Here is a 19291-nt window from a genome sequence, read left to right on the forward strand (position 1 = left end):
TTGGCATGGATCATCAATTATGGACAAGAAAAAATTACTTAACCAGTAATTGGGAACATATACCCAATAGTGGGGCAGTTTTGGCGATTACCGCTATGCCTGACGGTACTCTGGTAGGTATTGGCATGAACAATCAACTATATACAAGAAAAACCTTAACCAGCAATTGGGAACATATACCCAATAGTGGGGCAGTTTTGGGTATTGCATATTACCCAGCCGTGCGCCAACCAGTGCCAAAACCTTTAAATGGGCAAATTGTTGTTAATGCAGATGAATGGACACTAAGCAATCAAAGTTTCCAAAAAGCCCCTGATACAGCCACATTTGTGACTAATGTTGCCCAATACTTTGTTGGTGATAAAAAAGGTAAATTTCATGTACTTTCCAATAATTTCGGTTTAACTCAATCTTCTTTAGAGCAAACAATGACCAAAGCAGGTCATACTTGGACTAAAGGAATGAATATCCCCATTGATTTAGCAACCCTTTCTCAATATGATGCTGTTTTTGTCGGTGGCGATCCTGTTAATAATCAAGTCTTAATTGATTATGTGAAGAATGGTGGCAAAGTTTATCTCTGCGCTGGTACAGGTCAAGGAGGCTCACAAACTGAAGCCAACAATTGGAATACTTTTCTCGCTGCATTTGGTCTAAAATATGGGGGTTCATATAATGGAATTAGCGGAAATTGTCCCGTTAATCAAAATCACCCTCTATTTGCAGGAGTAAAAACCATTTATCAAAATAATGGTAACTCTATTGTTGATTTACAACCGGATTCGCCACTTAATCAAGTTATCCTTACTCATAGTAGTGGACAAGGGCTAATCGCTACGGCTGAATTTATTAAAACCCCTGCACCTCAACCAACTCCTGCGCCTGTGTCACCAGTTGATGTAACTCCTGTACCAACTCCTGCACCTCAACCAACTCCTGCGCCTGTGTCACCAGTTGATCTCAACCAACTCCTGCGCCTGTGTCACCAGTTGATGTAACTCCTGTACCAACTCCTGCGCCTGTACCGACTCCCGCGCCTGTGTCACCAGTTGATGTAACTCCTGTACCAACTCCTGCGCCTGTACCGACTCCCGCGCCTGTACCAACTCCCGCAACTTTAGTAACTGACTCGGAAGAATTTACCATCACTGCCACGACAAATGTAACTATTTCCAAATTAGTTTATAAAGGTGCAGTTAAACGCACTCAAGCCGATGAATATATAGAGATTAGCAACTTAGGTAATACTCCTGCTAATATCTCTGGGTGGAAAATAACTTCTGCGGCTAGTTCTAAGCAATTTTTAACCTTCCCACCAGGAACTATCTTAGAAGGTGGTAAGAGTTTCCGCATTTACACGAATGAAGTACATCCTGAAACAGGTGGTTTCTCCTTTGGTAGTAAAACTGCTATTTGGAATGATGCAGGGGATGAAGCTAAACTTTTTGATACCGCAGGAAGCAATGTTTCCACTTTAGCTTATGGGAAAAATACCGTTGCTGGCATCAAACAAGAGTTAAAAGTTCCTCAATTAAAGTTTGTGGCTACTCATACTTTAATTAACAAACAAATGGCTTTAGGCGGAAAAGTCACATTTACCGAAGCTTTATCTTCAGCAATTCAGAGTTTTCTTGAAGATGATAGTAATGCTAAAAATCCTTTGGCATTAATTCTTAAAGATCCCACAGCTTTTGGTTTAGCTGCTGGTGCTACTAAAGCAATGGCTACTGAAAAGTTGCGTTCTTATCTGAACGAGGGCGGAACATTGAGTTTACTTCCTAATGCTAAAAGTAGCACAGGAGTGGATAAAAATTGGATTTTTGAGCTATCACTGGCAGCATTTGCAGGGAAAACTTTCTGTGCAGTTGTGACCTGTTAGGCTGTATCGTTCCAGTGTAGGGGATAGCGAAGCGCGACCTAGGAATCGCAGTAAGTTGGATAGAACACAATCAAACACTATTGACTGTGATCCCTAGGTCTGACAAGAAGACTGTTTCTGGTAGAGTCGAAGGCGGGTATTATCCCGCGCTCCTCTCTGTTAAATCTGGGCGTGCAACTTTCACTGCACCCAGCTTCCGATGTTCTTAACTTTCGCTTTTGCTCATGTGTATGTAATCGTGGAACATGATGAAGATGTACCTTCTCGTCACTGAGCATTTTTAACCCACAATGACCACATTTATGGCTTTGCCGTTTGAGGGCTTTAGAGGTATCGTTGTTATAGAGCTTGCTGTTACGTTCGCTCCAATAACTTAGATCTCCGTCGTAGGGTGATTTCTCACCTTTGACATTGATGTGTTTGTTTTCGGAGTAAGGAACTGCTGGGAATGCCTTGTCTAGTAACTGCTTACTGGTATGGCGATTCTTTTTTGCTTCCTTATTGAATACCCTAAATGCTCTGTGTTGAATGTGGTATAGCGAGTTACGCGAACCATCCATCTTGCAGAAGCGGTGGTAGTTCCTCCAACCTCTAACTACAGGGGCTAATTTCTCAGCCTTTGTGGTAGCACCATAATTCGAGTTGTTGACGATGTGTTTTACTTTCTTGCGCGGTTAGCTTTGTCTTTTTCTCACTGACTTTCATTCCCCGCTCTGCTAGGAACTGACTGATTTTGTCAAGTATTTCTGTGGCATCGTCTTGAGGTCTGAGTATTATTACCATATCATCCGCGTATCGGATTGTTGGCTCAATAATCCTGTCCTTTGAGGTCTTGTCTGTGATTCTGAAGCTAGGTATCACGTGATATCTATGAATACTTTCAATCCCATTTAAGGCGATGTTAGCTAAGAGTGGACTTACCACACCACCTTGAGGTGTTCCTTGTTCGGGAAATTCTGGATTAACTCCGGCTTTGAGACATCGGAAGATACCCTGTCTTATGCTATAAGGAGCGATGAGTTCATCCATGATGGCGGTGTGGTTTATCCTGTCAAAGCATTTTTCGATATCGAGTTCTATAACTCTTTTATCTGTTCCGTTGGCTTTGGAGTTTAAGTTGTTGAACAATTGTTTTTGCGCGTCATGCGCTGAACGACCAGTCCTAAACCCGTAGCTCTTAGCGTGGAAGGTTGCTTCGTGTGCTGGTTCTAATGCGTATTTGATAAGGCATTGATACGCCCTATCTGCAATAGTGGGGATTTTCAGCATCCTCATAGTACCGTCCTTTTTGGGGATGGGTATTTCTCTTAGTTCCTGGTGTTTCCAGTTGCTAACGGATGCTTTTAGCAGTTCGTTAAGCTCGAAGCGTTCCTTAAAGGTAAGGGACTTTTTGCCGTCTATTCCTGCGGTCTTTTTCCCAGCATTTAGCTGTGATACTTGACGAATAGCCAGTAATCTTGCTGCGGTTGATTTCAGAATCAGCTTTTGTAGGGACTTTGCTTTGCGCTTGTCGCCAACTTGAACCGCTTTGTACATCTCCAATTTGTGTATTCTGAACACCTCAGACCAATTACGGTCTGTCCTACCCGAATTGAGGGGATTCCGCTGCTCGTCCAGCCTACTTAGGGTTCGACCGCCCTCAGACCCTCAACCCGTTTTTATTCGTTCCCTCGGTTGATTGTTAGTTCCGTTAGGTGTAGCCAATTCAACCACTGGATTCCCTGGACTCTTGCCGCTACCAAACAGAAACTGCGGCGGGAATGAACTCCAGTAGGGTCAGGATTTTGGTGTTGTGTCCTGTCCGTGAGTAGGTTGCTTTTTGAGGCTCTGTTTCACCGTGGGAACTCCCCGTTAACGCCAAGTGTCATCCCACAACGGATGTCTGATTGCGTCCTGTTCCTAGCTTCGACCTCCCGAAACCGAGTCGGGTCATCGTAGGCAGATAGGGAGTCATACCTGGAGAGTTCAACCTTTCTCTATTTCTAGATTGGGTTGGTTAGCTTATGTACGGGTTGGATACCGTGATTCAGCTAACAACGAATCGCACCCGTTATCTCCCTCCAGTTCTATCTTGTCCATAGGCTTGCCAAGCTAAATCCACTAAGCCGTCAACAATGGCAGCGGCTACAACAGCGTTACCCTTGCGACCTTCAATAGTGATGTAAGGAACTAGAGATTCTTGTAATCGTGCTTTTACTGGTTCTAAATTGACAAAACCTGCGGGGGTAGCAATGACTAAAGCGGGTCTAATTTCTTCGGCTGCAATTAATTCAACCAATGCAGTTAATGCTGTTTGTGCTTGACCAACTACAAATATTCCCTCTGGATAACGCCTAGCTAGGGTTTCAATCCCCCAAGCAGCAAGGGTTTTTTCTTTTTGGGGTCGTGTTAGTGCTTCCATACTGCAATACACTGGATTAGCAAATGTATTTTGAATATTATGGGCTATGCCTACTTGTACCATTGGTGCATCTACGATAATGGTAGTCCGTGCTGCCAGGGCGGCTGCTCCAGCTTGTAATGCTTGTTCTGAAAACCGGATTAAGGATTTATACTCTAAATCTGCTGTAGCATAAACTACGCGACGAACGATTTCATACTCTGCTGGTGAAAAAATATGATCACCAATTTCAGTATCAATAATTGCCAAACTTTGAGCATCAGTTACGTGCCATTCCATTGTTATTTAACTTCTTAATATATTAGTTTTTAGCTTATCAGTTTCCGTGCGTAGTCTTTGTTGATTGGTAATTGGCAATTAGTAATTGGGCAGAATTTATTTCTAGTTGCCATTTACCAGTCAGTATCCTATAACTTTTCAGGATTCAGCGCCAGAGGAAGTCCGACTAAACACGGGGGATAAATAAGCTACTAAAGCACCAATGGCAAAAGCGGAAATATTGCGGACGAGAGGCAACCAATCGCTGGTACGGGTAATAACTGGAGCAATACCGAAGGCAATAAATAACATCCCCCATAAAGGTGAGAAAATTAACGCCCATTGCCAACCAAGTATCTTTTTGTCGCCGCGCGGTTGGGCAGCAAAACCACAAATAATCCCCCCAACAGCAGAGGTAACAAGGGTGAGTATCCATTGTTCTCTAGGGAGTCCAGGAACGACGTTACAACCGCCTTTGAGTAAGCAACCTTTCACTGAATTTAGAGCCTGGAGAATGGCTTGATCTTCTCCTTCTTCACGGACAAAGTATAAGTTACCAAAGCGGGTTTGTAGTTCAATCCAGAAGGTGCGGGGTAAGAATTCATAAACGGCATCACCAACACTAAAGCTGAGGATGTTACCACCACGAGCATCTGCTACTAGGAGAATGCTTTTATCATCTAAACCCCAATATTTGATTACTGCTCTCCCTGGGGTGCGGTCGTATTGGGTTAAAACGCGCAATTTCCAACCAGTATCAGTTTCAAACTGCTCTAATTCTTTAACTAGCTTTTCTTCTTGGGGGTCAGGGAGAGTTTTTGCTAAATCTACTACTGGGGTGACAAAGCTGGGTAGCAAATCGGGATTTTCATAAGCTAGGGCAGATGGAGAATTAATTGCCCAAATTGAGCCAATAAAGCCAAATACGGCAATTGATACTAAAATTCGTCGCCAAAAACACAGGTGCATGAACGTTCTTATACTATTATCTAGGGGAGAATGTAAAAAGTGCTTTTCAAAGATTAATGTAAAAGTGATACTTCTTTACACTTCTTTACCTTACTCTAATATTAGATATCTCAGCAAAATCTGATGGAGAAATTAGGAATTGGTGACTACTCGCTGTTGATCAGTTTTGGCAGTGCTTAATCCCGTTCTCAATGATCAGCGTTTTCGCATTTCTCCTGGTTTTTTTTTGCGAGCGAAGCTTGTCCAAGCTGCTTTAAAGCCGACGAAGACACTACGGGTGCTAATTTGTAGATTTTCTGCTTGTTTTTTGGCGGTATCTAGACTTTGATCAAATTGTTTGACAACTTGACCGGCACTTTTAACACCTTCACTAACATCATCGGTTAATTCGGTTATTTCTAAGGTGGTGTTGCGGATAGCATTGAGAGTGGGTGGCAACTCCCGTGAAAGGGTATCAAAGAATTTTTCGGCACTGCGAGCAGCATGGGCTACTTCCTGCAAAGCGGGTATGGCTGCCACCAAAACGGCTGTTAGACTGGCAGCAACTAGGAGGATGGATAGTCCCAGCCAAAACAAAGGATCAATCACGGTTATGCCACTTATGAACGTTCTAGTTTTTCGGTCAAAGGATCAGTATCGTTTGTGGTGCTGCTGACATCAACAGTATTTTTTTTGTTTAAATTTTGGCTTTCGCGCTGGGTAGCGTCTATGCCAACTGCGATCGCATCCCGCAGTCTGTCTACGGTTTCATCCCAGTTTTGCAGGGTGCTATTAGAAAGACGATCTGCCTGAATTTGCACGCTGGTCGTGATATCTTCTGCTAATTCGGGGATAGCATTGGCAGATTTTTTGACAAGTTTACGGGTTTCCCGTCCTGTGCGGGGAGCAACTAATAAACCTGCTAAAGTGCCAATAGCTGCTCCTAACATCAAACCACCAATAAAGATTCCAGAACGGTTGTTAGACATTTTTTGATTTTTCTACTCCATAGAATTTATCTTATATCTTGCACTGGGTATTGAGAAGTTGCGATGACACAATTAAAACTTCTTCTTTCTTCTTTCTTCTCTCTTCTTTTTGACAACTGACCACTGTACGGGCGAAGCATTTGGAGAACTATTTTTGGCAATGACCGATAATTTATCTTTCAAATGCTTCGCCCCTACTGACAACTGTACGGGCGAAGCATTTGGAGAACTATTTTTGGCAATGACCGATAATTTATTTTCCAAATGCTTCGCCCCTACTGACTCTTACTATATATTAGCTATAAGTTGCTACTTTTTTAGCTACAAGCCAAAGATTAGATACAGCATATTTCACACATACTACCTCTCTTGAAGCATCACAAGAACCTTTGAGGGTTTGTGTTTTTATATCATCTTTTACAAGTTTGGCCTGGTAAGTATAGAGAGTCCCAGAAGGTTGTTCAAAACTTAATTCACCTAAAATTGTCTGATTATCTAGGCTTTTCTCCAGAATTTTCCCTGTGACTTTATAGTTAAACCAATCCCAACCTAAATGCAGCATGAGTTCTCTTTCCAAAATTTGCAAGGGATTTGGTAAGATTCCCCAACCGCGATAAACTTTATTTAAACATTCTATATCCCCAGTTTGGGTAAGAATTGATTTAAAGGTATCTTGATCCAGAACTCCGTAATATCTGCCTTGGGGAAAATCTATGGCCGTGGGTGCAAATCTATGTCCACCAAAGTGACTTGATCTCCAAATTCTGAGATGATTTAACTGTAAATCAAAGATGGTATTTTGAGCATGAAAGTAAAAAGGATTGCCATATTTTGCACAACATTGATCATGGCTACCATGGGTACAAACTAATATATCTCTTGTGGTATTGGATGCTATTTCATCATCAACACTGACTCCAGTTAACCATTTCCTGACTACTCCTGCTACTTGTTCAATATTTGGTAATTTAAATTCTTGTTTTCGGTATCCGTTACTTGATCCCTTTTCTTGCTGATAAATTAATAAAGTTGTTTGTTCTTCCCTGTGTGTTTCATCATTAGCAATTAATAGAAAATGAATTGATAATTTAGCACGTTTAACATCTGCAACCAAAATCCGTAAATTATCTGGAACCCATTTAGAATTAAAGGCTTCAGAAACCCAAGGGGTAGGACATTCTACTAATATATAGGTTTGGTGGTTGGTAGCACTACCAATAACATCTTCTTGTATTTCTCGTGAATGATCAGCGCAAAAAAAATTATTCATTGACACTTACTCAAATATATATTTTATGAACAATTGTTAACAAAAATCTAGGTAGACACTTTATCAAATTCTGATTTTTCCCAGTCTTTCCGGTTAAATAAATGCTCTTTCCCAAAATGTTAAGAATTCAAAATATCATTTTTTTTACATTTAACAGGGAGATTTTCTAGAATATCTGGAGCTAATTTATCGCTTTTTTGATTAGTATTCTTCATCCTTAGTCTTAATCGCTGAATTCTGAGATCTAAACTTTTCCCTAAATGATCTAAATAGAAAATCCGATCTTTTGTATGTATACTTAATGACATACATTCAATAGCTTTTAAATTATAGCTAAATTTATCCATATTGCGAAATATTCTCAATTGATTGTGAAAAAAATATAAAGGCTAGAAACTTTCTTTTTATCTAATCACGTATTTTGACTCTAACCCAACTCAATTGATAAAGCAACTATTTTCTTAAATAAATTCTACAAAAATATATCTTTATATTAATTTATCCTTCATAAAAATTAATAATATTCATAATCTAACAAAAACCGATCATAAGTATCATTGGATTTACAAATGTAATAAATAAGATTATACATAAGTTACAAGAATAATTAATACAGAAATATTTTATATGCAGACAGTAAAGATGGTTTCATAGTGAACTACAACAAAATTGTGATTAAGTAATAATGGTGAATGGTTGTTTTGTCAATTCCCTATTTTTAATTATATGACATTAATTTTAGCTCTGGATTTTGGTGGCACAAAATTGGCAGCAGCAACAGTAAAGGGTGGTGCGAAGGAGTGGTTGTACCATGAATCACGGTTTTCACCCGCAAATGGTGATGCTTTGACTGATTTAGAAATTATGCGATCGCTCATTGATTCCGTGCTAAAAGGAAGGAAACCGGATGCCATTGGTGTCAGCTTCGGTGGTCCAGTAGATGCAACCACAGGCTTAGTCCGCTTATCTCATCACGTTCCTGGCTGGGAAAATGTTCCCCTCAAACAAATACTCGAAGAAGATTATTATACACCTGTCAGTATAGATAATGATGCTAACGTTGCTGCTGTTGGTGAACATCGCTTTGGGGCTGGGCAAGGATACGATAGCCTATTTTATATTACCATTAGCACTGGTGTCGGTGGAGGTTGGATACTTGACGGCAAGCTTTGGCGGGGTGCATTAGGCATGGCGGGAGAAATTGGACACATGGTAGTAGATCCTAGAGGTCCCTTATGCTTATGTGGAAAACGGGGATGTGTAGAACGTTTAGCTTCGGGTCCCTACATGGCGCAAAATGCCCGGGAAATGTTGGAGAAAGAACCACTCAGTGCTAACGGCAAAGTCAGGGGAGACGTACTTAGGTATTTGACAGGTAATGATCTCAACTTACTTACAGGCAAAGTCATTAGTACCGCAGCAGCCAACGGAGATGAAATAGCACAAGAGGTATTATATCGGGGTGCTTGGGCGTTGGGAGTCGGTATTGGTAATGTAGCCAATTTGATGAATCCCCAACGATTTGTTTTGGGTGGTGGTGTCACCAAAGCTGGGGATAATTTCTGGACTGTGGTGCGGAAAGTAGCTAGGGAAACCGCACTCCCAGAGGTGAATTTTGAGATTGTGCGGGCATTGTTGGGTGATGATGCACCTTTGTGGGGGGCTGTGGCTTTGGGTTTGAATGTGTTAGATTAAATTCTTTTTCTCACGCAAAGGCGCAAAGACGCAAAGAATAATCAAGAGTTTCCTTTAAATATTCGCTTGTTGTCTTTGATAAAGTGACCAGTACAAACCTTTTTGTTTTAAGAGTTCTAAATGTGTTCCTCGTTCGGCTATTACTCCTTTTTCCATGACTAATATTAAATCGGCTCGTTTGAGGGGGGCAAAACGGTGGGCAATTAAGAATACTGTGCGGTTATAGGAAACATTTTTGAGGTTTTGTAATACTTGTTGTTCGGTTTCACTATCTAAGGCGCTGGTGGCTTCATCTAATATGAGAATTGGTGCAGACGTTAGAAATAATCTGGCTAATGCTATGCGTTGTCTTTGTCCTCCAGATAATGCTGTTCCTCTTTCTCCTACGTTGTTTTCATAACCGTAAGGTAGTTGACTAATGAAGTCATGGGCTACTGCTAATCTGGCTGCTTCGACAACTTGTTCGGAGGTAATATCTGGATTTCCTAATGTGATGTTTTCTAAGATTGAACCATTAAATAAAAAGTCTTCTTGGAGAACTACACCGATTTGTTGTCGTAAGGATGCTAAGTCAGCACTTTTGATATCAAATCCATCAATTAGAATCCGTCCTGATTCAATTTGATAAAGTCGTTGAATAATTTTGGAAAGGGTACTTTTTCCTGAACCACTTCTGCCAACAATGCCTACAAATTGTCCGGGTTCAACATTAAAGGAAATTCCTTTTAATACTGGTTCGGTGTTGGCATTATAGCGAAAGAAAACTTGATCAAAGTTGACTTCACCTTTGAGGGGTGGTAATACTAATCCTGTTCCTGCTTCTGTTTCTGGGGCAGCGTTGAGAATATCACCAATTCTATCTACTGATAATAGGACTTGTTGGAGATTTTGCCATAACTGCACTAGCCGTAATAGTGGGCTGGTAACTCTTCCTGATAACATTTGGAAGGCGATTAATTGACCAATTGTCAGTTGATGATCAATTACTAATTTTGCCCCAACCCACAGGATGATTAAGGTGGAAAAGTTAGTCAGAAAGTCACCAATATTACTACTAATATTGGATGTGGTGGAAGCTTTGAAACTGGTACGAATAAAGCGGGCAAATAAACCTTCCCAGCGTTCTCTTGCTATTGGTTCGGCTGCATGGGCTTTAACTGAATGAATGCCGGTAATTGTCTCGACTAAAAATGATTGACTGTCAGCACTGCGGTTAAAGGTTTCATTTAGCCAATTTCGCAAAATTGGTGTCGTGACGATGGTTAAAGTCGCAAATAATGGTAATACGGCTAAGGCTACAAATGTCAGGGGAATGTTGTAATAAAACATCAATCCCAGGTAAACTACAGCAAAGATACTGTCAAGAATGACGGTTAAGGCTGTACCTGTGAGAAATTGGCGAATTTGTTCTAATTCCTGGACTCTAGCGACTGTATCGCCCACTCTCCGCGACTCAAAATAAGCCAAGGGTAAACGCATTAAATGGCGAAAAAGTTGGGCTGACAAACTCAAATCTAAACGCCGGGCTGTGTGGGTAAATATGAATAGCCGCAGCATACCCAGAATAGATTCAAATGTCGCCACTAGCAAGAGAGCGATCGCCATCACATCTAAGGTGGCTAAACTCTCCTGTACCATCACTTTATCAATGATGACTTGAGTAATTAATGGTGACGCTAATCCCAATAATTGCAAGGTAAATGAAGCTATTAAAACCTCACCTAACAAACCCCGATATTTCCAAACTGCGGGAGTAAACCAAGCTAAATTAAATTTCTCTTGTTGGGAAATTAATTCAGCTTGCCATAATGTCCCATTCCAACAATTTTCTACTACAGATTGCGGTAATTGTTCACAACTATAATCAGGATTTTGGGGATTAGCAATAATTAAATAATTGCCTTTCATCTGATATGCTACTACCCAATTTAATTGGTTATTTTTACCTTCCTGATTACTTTGATTCCACAACAACAAAGCGGGAAAAGTTAATTGGCGTAAATCACTCCAGCTAACCTGCAATTTCCGCAACACTAACCCTACTTTTTCCGCAGATTCTATCAGGTTTTTGGGTTTTTGTCCCCGCAGTTGGCGTTGTACCCATTCCAATTGCACAGGATTTTGTAAATGTTGTGCCACCATTGTTAAACAAGCTGCACCTGTATTCCCACTTCCCACAAAGGGATAATTGGAAATTATCGGTGGAGAAGGTGGGGAAGGAGGTAGAGAAATGGGAGAATTAGCAACTGGTAAAATGGCTTCTGTTTCCTCTACCTCTAGTGAATTTGTCCAAAATTCATCAATTTGAGAATTGACAAACTTTTTCCATAAAGCTGAATTCCAACACACTACTACTACTTCCTTGCTGGTAGCGATAGCTTTACAATCAGCAAATATTTGTTGACAGTTACCAAACCAATCTCCTGTTTGTAAAGTAGCTACAGTTTTATTTTCTTCTTCTTCTCGTAACCGGACTTTACCAGTGACAATGAAGAACTGATAGCTTCCCTCGTCAAAGGCATCACCACCTAATTTTTGTGACCAAATTTTTTCGCCAAGTTTGTAATTACGAATTTCCGCTTGCTGTTTTAATTCGCTTTTTTCTTCAGCATTTAGCCAGGATAGCGGCGGTTCATTCCAGGGTAAATTGTTTAACACATTTATTCGTAAAATTGATTATTGAAATGTTTTAATCTACTTGAATTTTGACTGTAAGATCCTGAATTTTATCCCCTAGCCATTTCTCAAATAACTCATTTTTTAGTGATTGTTGTAATTGAGGATCTTCTAAAGATGCTGGGAGAATTTGTTCTAATCTAAATAAGGCAAAACGTCCTTCTATGTCTATGGGATTGATCAATTTTCCTGGGGTGGTTGCGTCTACAGCCGCACGTAATACATCTGGTATAGTTCCCCGACTAATTGGTCCCATCATGCCATTGAATACTCGTTCATCTGCTAATGAATACTCTTTTGCTAGTTGTTCAAAACTACTTCCTTCTTCAATTTGAGTTTGTAGTTCTTCGGCTAATTCCCGACTATCAACTAGAATCCGTGAAAGGATGACTCTATCTAAGTAAATCTTCTTTTCAATAAAGTATTCTGGTAATTTTGATTCTGTGACTAATGCTTTGAGTTTCTCTAATTGAAAGCTAAAGGTAATAGATGTATGAAAAGTTGTATAATCTGTACTATTACTTGTTAGCCATTCTTGAAATTTTTGTGGATCAGTTAGTTGATTTTTTAAGCGAAAATCAATAATTGTCTGTTCAATTAATGCCGAACTAATTTCGATATCTGTTCTGGTATTAATTTCTTGTACAATTACGTGCTGACGCAAGACATCACTAATGAAATTACCCAGTTTACCCGATATTTGTAGATATTTAACTACTTCAGCGAGGGCAATTCCTTGGTCATTTACAGTCAAAAAAGATGAAGATTCCATGAAGTAATTCTGAGCATAAAACTAAAACATCTATAAGACTTTCCATTAAATAATAGAGAAAACAGTAGGGAATGATATCTAGGAATAATAAAGATTCGATAAATTAAATATGTAATTAATATTTGGTGATCAAATATTCTAATTTTTTGATTAATAGTGAACTCAATGATTTTAGATGATTACTATTTTTTATCTGTAAGCAATATGACCAAAATCAAAATGATTTTGCTGTCACTCAATCCAACATCAGACATTAGAGGGTGTTTGAAAAGTTATCGTTGATGTATTAAATATTTTTTACCCCACCCTAACCCTCCCCTTGTAAAGGGGAGGGAACTGGATTTTTATTGTTTCCCCCCTTTACAAGGTACCACTTTTCAAACATCCTCTTAGAGGTTTAAAGAAAGTGGTAAACTATCTCTATCTGGGTATATTTTCTTCAACTTACAACCAATTTCCACATAAAGTTTTACTATCGTTTTTATACTTTCAATCTTGTTTGGTAATTGTGATAAAAATATCTTATATTCCTCAATACCTTGTCCAAATCGAAAAAAGTCTTGATTTGTAGGTTGGGTTGACGTAAGGAAACCCAACAAATGCGTTGGGTTGCGCTGTCGCTTAACCCAACAAAGCAAAAGATGGACAAGGTATTGATTCCTGTAACCTTTTAGCTAACCTGCAACTTACTTAATTTAAGTTAATTTCATGACCAACCCCCGTCAAGTGGCTTTTATTGCTCTCAAAGAAGTTCATAAAGGAGCTTATGCTGATGTTGCTTTAGATAGAGTGCTACAAAAGTTTAAGTTACCCGACAATAATCGGCGGTTAATGACAGAATTAGTTTATGGAAGTGTGAGAAGACAACGCACCCTTGATGCTATCATTGAGCAACTTGCTACTAAGAAAATTCAGCAACAGCCAAAAGACCTCCGCACCATTTTACATTTGGGTTTTTACCAACTGCGTTATCAAGAAAGAATTCCCGCTTCTGCGGCTGTAAATACTACTGTTGAATTAGCAAAGGAAAATGGTTTTCCTGGTTTAACTGGTTTTGTCAATGGTTTATTACGTCAATATCTCCGACTTGCAGAAAAATCCTCAGAACCGCTAAATTTACCGGAAAATCCGGTCGAAAGATTAGGTATTTTCCACAGTTTCCCTAATTGGATTATTGAAGTTTGGTTAAAAGAATTGGGTTTTGAAGAAACAGAAAAACTCGCTAATTGGATGAATCAAACCCCGACAATTGATTTACGGGTAAATATTCTTCGCAGTTCTTTAGAAGAGGTACAATCAGCTTTTGAATCTGCTGGTGTTTTAGTCAAACCCATTCCCCATTTACCCCAAGCTTTACGATTAATTGGTCATAACGGAGCAATTCAAAATCTACCTGGTTTTAATGAAGGTTGGTGGACTGTCCAAGATAGTAGCGCTCAATTAGTTGGTCATTTGCTTGACCCTCACCCGGATGATGTCGTGATTGATGTTTGTGCGGCACCAGGGGGAAAAACTACCCATATTGCCGAATTAATGGGAGATAAAGGCAAAATTTGGGCTTGTGATCAAACTGCTTCCCGGTTACGCAAATTAAAAGAAAATGCCCACCGTCTAAATTTACAATCTATCGAAATTTGTGCAGGAGATAGTCGCAACTTACCGCAATTCTCCAATTCTGCTGATTGTGTATTAGTTGATGCTCCTTGCTCCGGTTTGGGAACTATGCACCGTCACGCTGATGCGCGTTGGCGACAAACACCAGATTCTGTGCAAAAACTTTCCCAACTCCAAAAAGAACTCTTATCACATAATGCAGGTTTTGTCAAGGCTGGTGGTGTTTTAGTTTACGCAACTTGTACGCTGCATCCAGCGGAGAATGAACAGGTAATTACGGAGTTTTTAGCCGCAAATCCCCATTGGCAAATTGAACCTCACTCTTTTGATTTATTTAATGATACTGCTCCTGGTTGGTTAAAAGTCTGGCCTCATCAACAGGATATGGATGGTTTTTTCATGGTGCGCTTAAGAAAAACTCAGGATTGTCAAGTACAGAATTAGGGAGGCAGGAGGCAGGAGGCAGGGGAGAATATTTCTTGCCTATTGCCTATTGCCTATTGCCTATTACCTATTACCTACTCTTTTTCAACCTTGGGGATAATGTTGGGACGATCTTTATTTTCCCAACCGGGGGGACGTTTGGAGTTGTACCAAGCAATTGAACCGATGGTGACAGCAGCGATAAAACCCACCACATACACCAAAGTAAACGCTAAGGGAAAGTGATTTCCAGTGTCTAGCACTGGGACTTGGAGCAATAAATAACTCATGATTATATTCGGCTAATGTAGGTTACAGTTCTTCATAAAGTATAAACTCAGCGAATCCCCTACATCTACCCTAGGAAAAATCTTTACGGTGAAGAATTGGGCTTGAGTCTTTCCCTCCAGGAAGGTTGTGATGATGAAGATCCTTCAGAATTATTCTCTACAGGGGAAGATGACTTTACCTGACCTGATTCTTTGCTGCTGCTGCGTCGTGAACGAGATGATTTAGGAGTAGAGTCACTATTAGATTCTTCGCTGCGATTGCTTCGTCTTCTGCTCGAGGAAGCCAGTGGATCATTATTTTGTTGACTATAGCTTCGTTTCCGTCTTGGTCTACGTTCTGATGAATTTGCCGAATCTTCCGACTGATTATTGGTTCTTCTGCGTCTGCGTCTGGTTGATGAATCAGAATTGTCGGTATTGTCCTCATCTGATTTTTGATCATAATCATCAACCGATTTATGGATAATTTTTTTCGGTTTGAGAGGTTGGGCTTTGATAGTACCTTTGCGATTTTCTAAGTTAGGTCGGGGTGGAAATTTTTCTACCGGCATTCCCTCTACGGCTTTTTCCATAAACTCATGCCAAGCATAAGCTGCACTACCACTGTTACCATAGGTAGGGGTGTTATCATCATTCCCTAACCACACCCCAGCCACTAACTGAGGAATATAACCAATAAACCATAAATCACGGGATTCATCGGTAGTACCTGTTTTGCCGGCAACTTGTCTATCATCTAATTGAGCCGCAGCACCAGTGCCATCGGTGACAACATTTCTTAACATCCAAGTCATGATGGCGCTACTATCAGGATCTAAAACTTGCTTAGATTCATATTTGGCTGACCAAATGACATCTCCTTCGCGGTTGAGAATGCGCCGAATGCCATGAGCTTCTATATAATTTCCTTGGTTGGTAAATGTACCATAGGCGTTGGTTAATTCTAGTAAATTGACTTCATTAGAACCAAGAGCCAGGGAATAGTTAGGTTTGAGTTCTGACTTAATGCCCATGTCATGGGCAAGTTTAATGGTGGGTTCAAAACCTATTTCTATTAAGACTTTTACCGCAATTGTATTGATAGATTTGGTGAGAGCGTCTCTGATATTTAACCAACCAGAGAATTTGTTATGGGAATTTTTTGGCTCATAACCATCTATTGATAAAGGTTCATCTAAATAACTATCGTAGGGACTTTTACCAGTAGCGATCGCTGTAGCATAGACGAAACCCTTAAAAGTAGATCCTGGTTGTCGTTGGGCTTGAGTTACACGATTAAACTGGTTTTTGCTAAAGTCTTTACCACCTACCATGGCCTGAATTTCCCCACTCCGAGGATCTATGGCAACCATGGCCGCTTGTTTAAAGTTTTGCCACTGACCTTCATTTTTTAATATTTTAGCAACTGCGGCTTCTGCTGCTTGTTGGGAAATTGGGTTTAAGGTTGTTTCTACTACTAAACCACCACTAGCTAAGACATCAGCACCCACGTACTTGGGCAATTCTTTCTGAACATAGCTAGTAAAGTAGGGAAAATTAACTTGTAACCGTTTGGGTAAACTGCTGTTAACTATTAATGCTTCTTGTATAGCTGCTTGTTTTTGTTCCGGTGTAATTATGCCATCTTCTAGCATCCGCTGTAACACCAAATTTCGCCGTTCCGTAGCTATTTTGGGGTTTTTATCGGGGCCATAGACGTTAGGTGCGGGAGCTAAACCAGCCAGGGTGGCCATTTCTGATAAAGTCAGTTGATCTACGGATTTACTAAAGTATACCCAAGCCGCATCTCCGACACCGTAAGCTCCAGAGCCTAAATAAACGAGATTTAAATAACGTTCGAGAATCTGATCTTTAGTCAATTCTCGCTCTATTTTTTGGGATAACCGGACTTCTTTGAGTTTACGCCAAAAGGTTTTTTCTTGTTTAAGGAAGAGAATTCGCGCTACTTGTTGGGTGATGGTACTACCACCTTCTCCTATATTTTGCGATCGCAAATTATTGATAACTGCTCTGGCAATTCCTTGGGGATCAAATCCATTGTGTTGATTAAATCTTCTGTCTTCTGAAGCAATAAAAGCTTTTTTTAAAGTATCTGGTATTTGCTCTATTTTCAGCACTTCTCTGGTAGCTTCCCCCTGCTGTTGTAGAACACTACCATCACCAGCTTTAATTGTCAGAGTTTGCTCTCGTACCAATGCTCTGAGTGCAGACTGATCTGGTAAATTTTTATCTATTTCTAAGAGGGTGTAATGGAAAGCAATGATCCCACTACCAACACCTAACCCAGCCCAAAACCAAAAACGACGATAAAAGGGTTTATCGCTGCTGGCAATTTTGCCCAAGATTCCCGATGATAGAGTTGTCATCTGGGTGATTAACTGCTTTGCCTTCACCTGCATTTTCGGTAGTAAGTTTTCATTTGTGGACTCGTCATTTTGTTGATGATTACCTAATGGCAATAGCAGTTTCTCCTGTTTGGTTTGAACGCAACATTTCTACGTTAATATAATAACCCATATAATACCTCATAAATCATTAACTTAATTCAGTGGTAATATATGTTTTCTACAAAGCTATATTATTGATATTAATATCATTCATGACAATTAAATCATGCAATTTTTGCATAAGAGAACTCCAAAAATCACAGAATCACCATGAATTTTCCTCCCTGTGTCTCCCTGCTCCCTTCAGTTCAACAATTAACTAGGAGTCCGATAGAATGCTAAACAATGCGGCTAGAACTGCGATCGCTCTCGGTAGTAACATTGGCAATTCCCAAGGCATTTTAGCAGGAGCTTTAGAAGCTTTAGCTCAAATATCAGGCATAACTATAGAAGCAAAATCGAGTTGGTATCGAACTAAAGCCATAGGACCAACTCAGCCTGATTACTTAAATGGTTGCGCGATCTTACTTGTGCAAATGTCACCACAGACTTTATTAGAACAACTACTAACAATTGAACAAAAGTTTGGGCGTGAGCGTCAGGAGCATTGGGGGCCACGCACCCTAGATTTAGATTTGTTATTATATGATGACTTAATTTTACATCAGCCAAACCTGCAAATTCCCCATCCCCGCATGACTGAACGAGCTTTTGTTTTAGTTCCTTTAGTAGAAATTGCTCCAGATTGGATAGATCCTATATCTCAAAGAGTAATTCGAGATTTACTGCTAGAGATAGACACGAATGATGTACATTTATTGTAGCGGGTGAAAAAATTACCATTTTTGCCACCCAAAAAGAACTGATAACCACAAAAAATCCCCGTATACGTTCTCTGTATTCACAGACGGTAGAATTTTACTATGCCATTAGGTAGAGAATTACCACAGTTGCTGAAGCAACGCTTATTTTATAAAGGACGCAAATTTAACTTTGAAGTTAATCGTTTGCGTTTACCCAACAAATCTGAAGGGGAATGGGAATGTATTCGTCATCCCGGCGGTGCTTTGGCTATACCCATAACCGCAGAAGGTAAGCTTGTACTTGTGCGTCAATATCGGTTTGCAGTCCAGGGAAGACTGTTAGAATTTCCGGCGGGAACTGTAGAACCCAATGAAGATCCTTTAGAAACAGTTAAACGGGAAATTGAAGAAGAAACTGGTTATCATGCTCGTCAGTGGGATAAGTTAGGAGAGTTTTTTCTTGCTCCTGGTTATTCCGATGAAATTATCTATGCTTTTATTGCTAGAGATTTAGAAAAGCTGGAAACACCACCAGAACAAGATGAAGATGAAGACATAGAAACAGTATTACTAACTCCTGAAGAATTGGAAAAAGCCATTTTGGCAGGAGAACCTGTAGATGCTAAATCTATTGCTAGTTTTTTCCTGTTGCGTTCATTTTTAAAGTAGGGAACAGGGAACAGGGAACAGGGAACAGGGAACAGGGAACAGGGAACAGGGAACGGGGAACAGGGAACAGGGAACAGGGAACAGGGAACAGGGAACGGGGAACAGGGAACAGGGAGAAGAGGCTATAATTATAAGGAGAATGCCGAAAACCCTTGAAGGCGTGTCCGACTCAGGAGGACACACCTGTGCAACAGCTGCGGGATGAAGGCTAGTTGCA

The 19291-nt window shown here is 40.2% G+C and carries 14 protein-coding genes and 3 pseudogenes; 6 read left to right on the plus strand and 11 right to left on the minus strand.

From position 1 onward, the window contains the following. Positions 1-998: pseudogene (locus tag AN490_RS02835) on the plus strand (hypothetical protein); the annotation flags it as partial. Further along, complete coding sequence (locus tag AN490_RS02840) at positions 980-1879, plus strand: lamin tail domain-containing protein (RefSeq protein ID WP_299999739.1); 900 nt, start codon at positions 980-982, stop codon at positions 1877-1879. The pseudogene AN490_RS02835 and the gene AN490_RS02840, both read left to right, overlap by 19 nt. 77 nt (positions 1880-1956) lie before the next feature. Here the strand turns inward: AN490_RS02840 and AN490_RS02845 are convergent. The 7 genes and pseudogenes from AN490_RS02845 to AN490_RS02875 form a co-directional block, all read right to left on the minus strand. Further along, positions 1957-3439, minus strand: a pseudogene (locus AN490_RS02845) (reverse transcriptase domain-containing protein); the annotation flags it as partial. Positions 3440-3929: 490 nt separating this feature from the next. Next, positions 3930-4559: a precorrin-8X methylmutase gene (locus AN490_RS02850; RefSeq protein ID WP_299999741.1), complete on the minus strand. Its 630-nt coding sequence runs from the start codon at positions 4557-4559 to the stop codon at positions 3930-3932. Between the two features lie 138 nt (positions 4560-4697). Beyond that, on the minus strand, positions 4698-5507 hold the full coding sequence (locus AN490_RS02855) for a TPM domain-containing protein (protein ID WP_299999743.1): 810 nt from the start codon (positions 5505-5507) through the stop codon (positions 4698-4700). A gap of 222 nt (positions 5508-5729) precedes the next feature. Then, positions 5730-6095, minus strand: a pseudogene (locus AN490_RS02860) (hypothetical protein); the annotation flags it as partial. An 11-nt stretch (positions 6096-6106) separates the two neighbouring features. Continuing rightward, complete coding sequence (locus AN490_RS02865) at positions 6107-6475, minus strand: YtxH domain-containing protein (RefSeq protein ID WP_168633003.1); 369 nt, start codon at positions 6473-6475, stop codon at positions 6107-6109. Positions 6476-6547: 72 nt separating this feature from the next. Then, positions 6548-6739 (minus strand): hypothetical protein, encoded by a 192-nt coding sequence (locus AN490_RS02870; RefSeq protein ID WP_299999746.1) that lies wholly within the window; start codon positions 6737-6739, stop codon positions 6548-6550. Positions 6740-6770: 31 nt separating this feature from the next. After that, complete coding sequence (locus AN490_RS02875) at positions 6771-7745, minus strand: sucrase ferredoxin (protein WP_299999749.1); 975 nt, start codon at positions 7743-7745, stop codon at positions 6771-6773. 726 nt (positions 7746-8471) lie between these two features. Here AN490_RS02875 and AN490_RS02880 point away from each other — a divergent pair. After that, positions 8472-9440, plus strand: coding sequence for an ROK family protein (locus AN490_RS02880; protein WP_168633004.1), 969 nt, complete (start codon positions 8472-8474; stop codon positions 9438-9440). 54 nt (positions 9441-9494) lie between these two features. On the opposite strand, the gene AN490_RS02885 is transcribed toward AN490_RS02880, so the two are convergent. Further along, complete coding sequence (locus tag AN490_RS02885; RefSeq protein WP_299999753.1) at positions 9495-12098, minus strand: type I secretion system permease/ATPase; 2604 nt, start codon at positions 12096-12098, stop codon at positions 9495-9497. Between the two features lie 31 nt (positions 12099-12129). After that, positions 12130-12888 carry a peptidylprolyl isomerase gene (locus tag AN490_RS02890; RefSeq protein WP_299999755.1) on the minus strand — a complete coding sequence of 253 codons (759 nt, stop codon included), beginning with the start codon at positions 12886-12888 and terminating at the stop codon, positions 12130-12132. 708 nt (positions 12889-13596) lie between these two features. Between AN490_RS02890 and AN490_RS02895 the strand changes: the two genes are divergently transcribed. Next, positions 13597-14946, plus strand: a complete 1350-nt coding sequence (locus AN490_RS02895; protein ID WP_299999758.1) for a 16S rRNA (cytosine(967)-C(5))-methyltransferase — start codon at positions 13597-13599, stop codon at positions 14944-14946. Positions 14947-15020: 74 nt separating this feature from the next. Here AN490_RS02895 and AN490_RS02900 read toward each other — a convergent pair whose 3' ends face one another. Together AN490_RS02900 and AN490_RS02905 are read right to left on the minus strand one after the other, a co-directional pair. Continuing rightward, the gene (locus tag AN490_RS02900; protein WP_015079039.1) at positions 15021-15215 is read right to left on the minus strand and encodes a hypothetical protein; all 195 of its coding nucleotides are present in this window, start codon (positions 15213-15215) and stop codon (positions 15021-15023) included. Between the two features lie 83 nt (positions 15216-15298). Further along, positions 15299-17614 carry a transglycosylase domain-containing protein gene (locus tag AN490_RS02905; RefSeq protein ID WP_299999771.1) on the minus strand — a complete coding sequence of 772 codons (2316 nt, stop codon included), beginning with the start codon at positions 17612-17614 and terminating at the stop codon, positions 15299-15301. 323 nt (positions 17615-17937) lie between these two features. Between AN490_RS02905 and folK the strand changes: the two genes are divergently transcribed. Both folK and AN490_RS02915 read left to right on the plus strand, forming a co-directional pair. Beyond that, a complete protein-coding gene (gene folK / locus AN490_RS02910; RefSeq protein ID WP_168652902.1) occupies positions 17938-18426 on the plus strand; it encodes a 2-amino-4-hydroxy-6-hydroxymethyldihydropteridine diphosphokinase in 489 nt (162 codons plus the stop codon). Positions 18427-18525: 99 nt separating this feature from the next. Next, positions 18526-19074: an NUDIX hydrolase gene (locus tag AN490_RS02915; protein ID WP_299999763.1), complete on the plus strand. Its 549-nt coding sequence runs from the start codon at positions 18526-18528 to the stop codon at positions 19072-19074. Positions 19075-19291: the final 217 nt, after the last annotated feature.

This window comes from Anabaena sp. AL09 (assembly GCF_001672255.1).
GTDB lineage: Bacteria > Cyanobacteriota > Cyanobacteriia > Cyanobacteriales > Nostocaceae > Dolichospermum > Dolichospermum lemmermannii.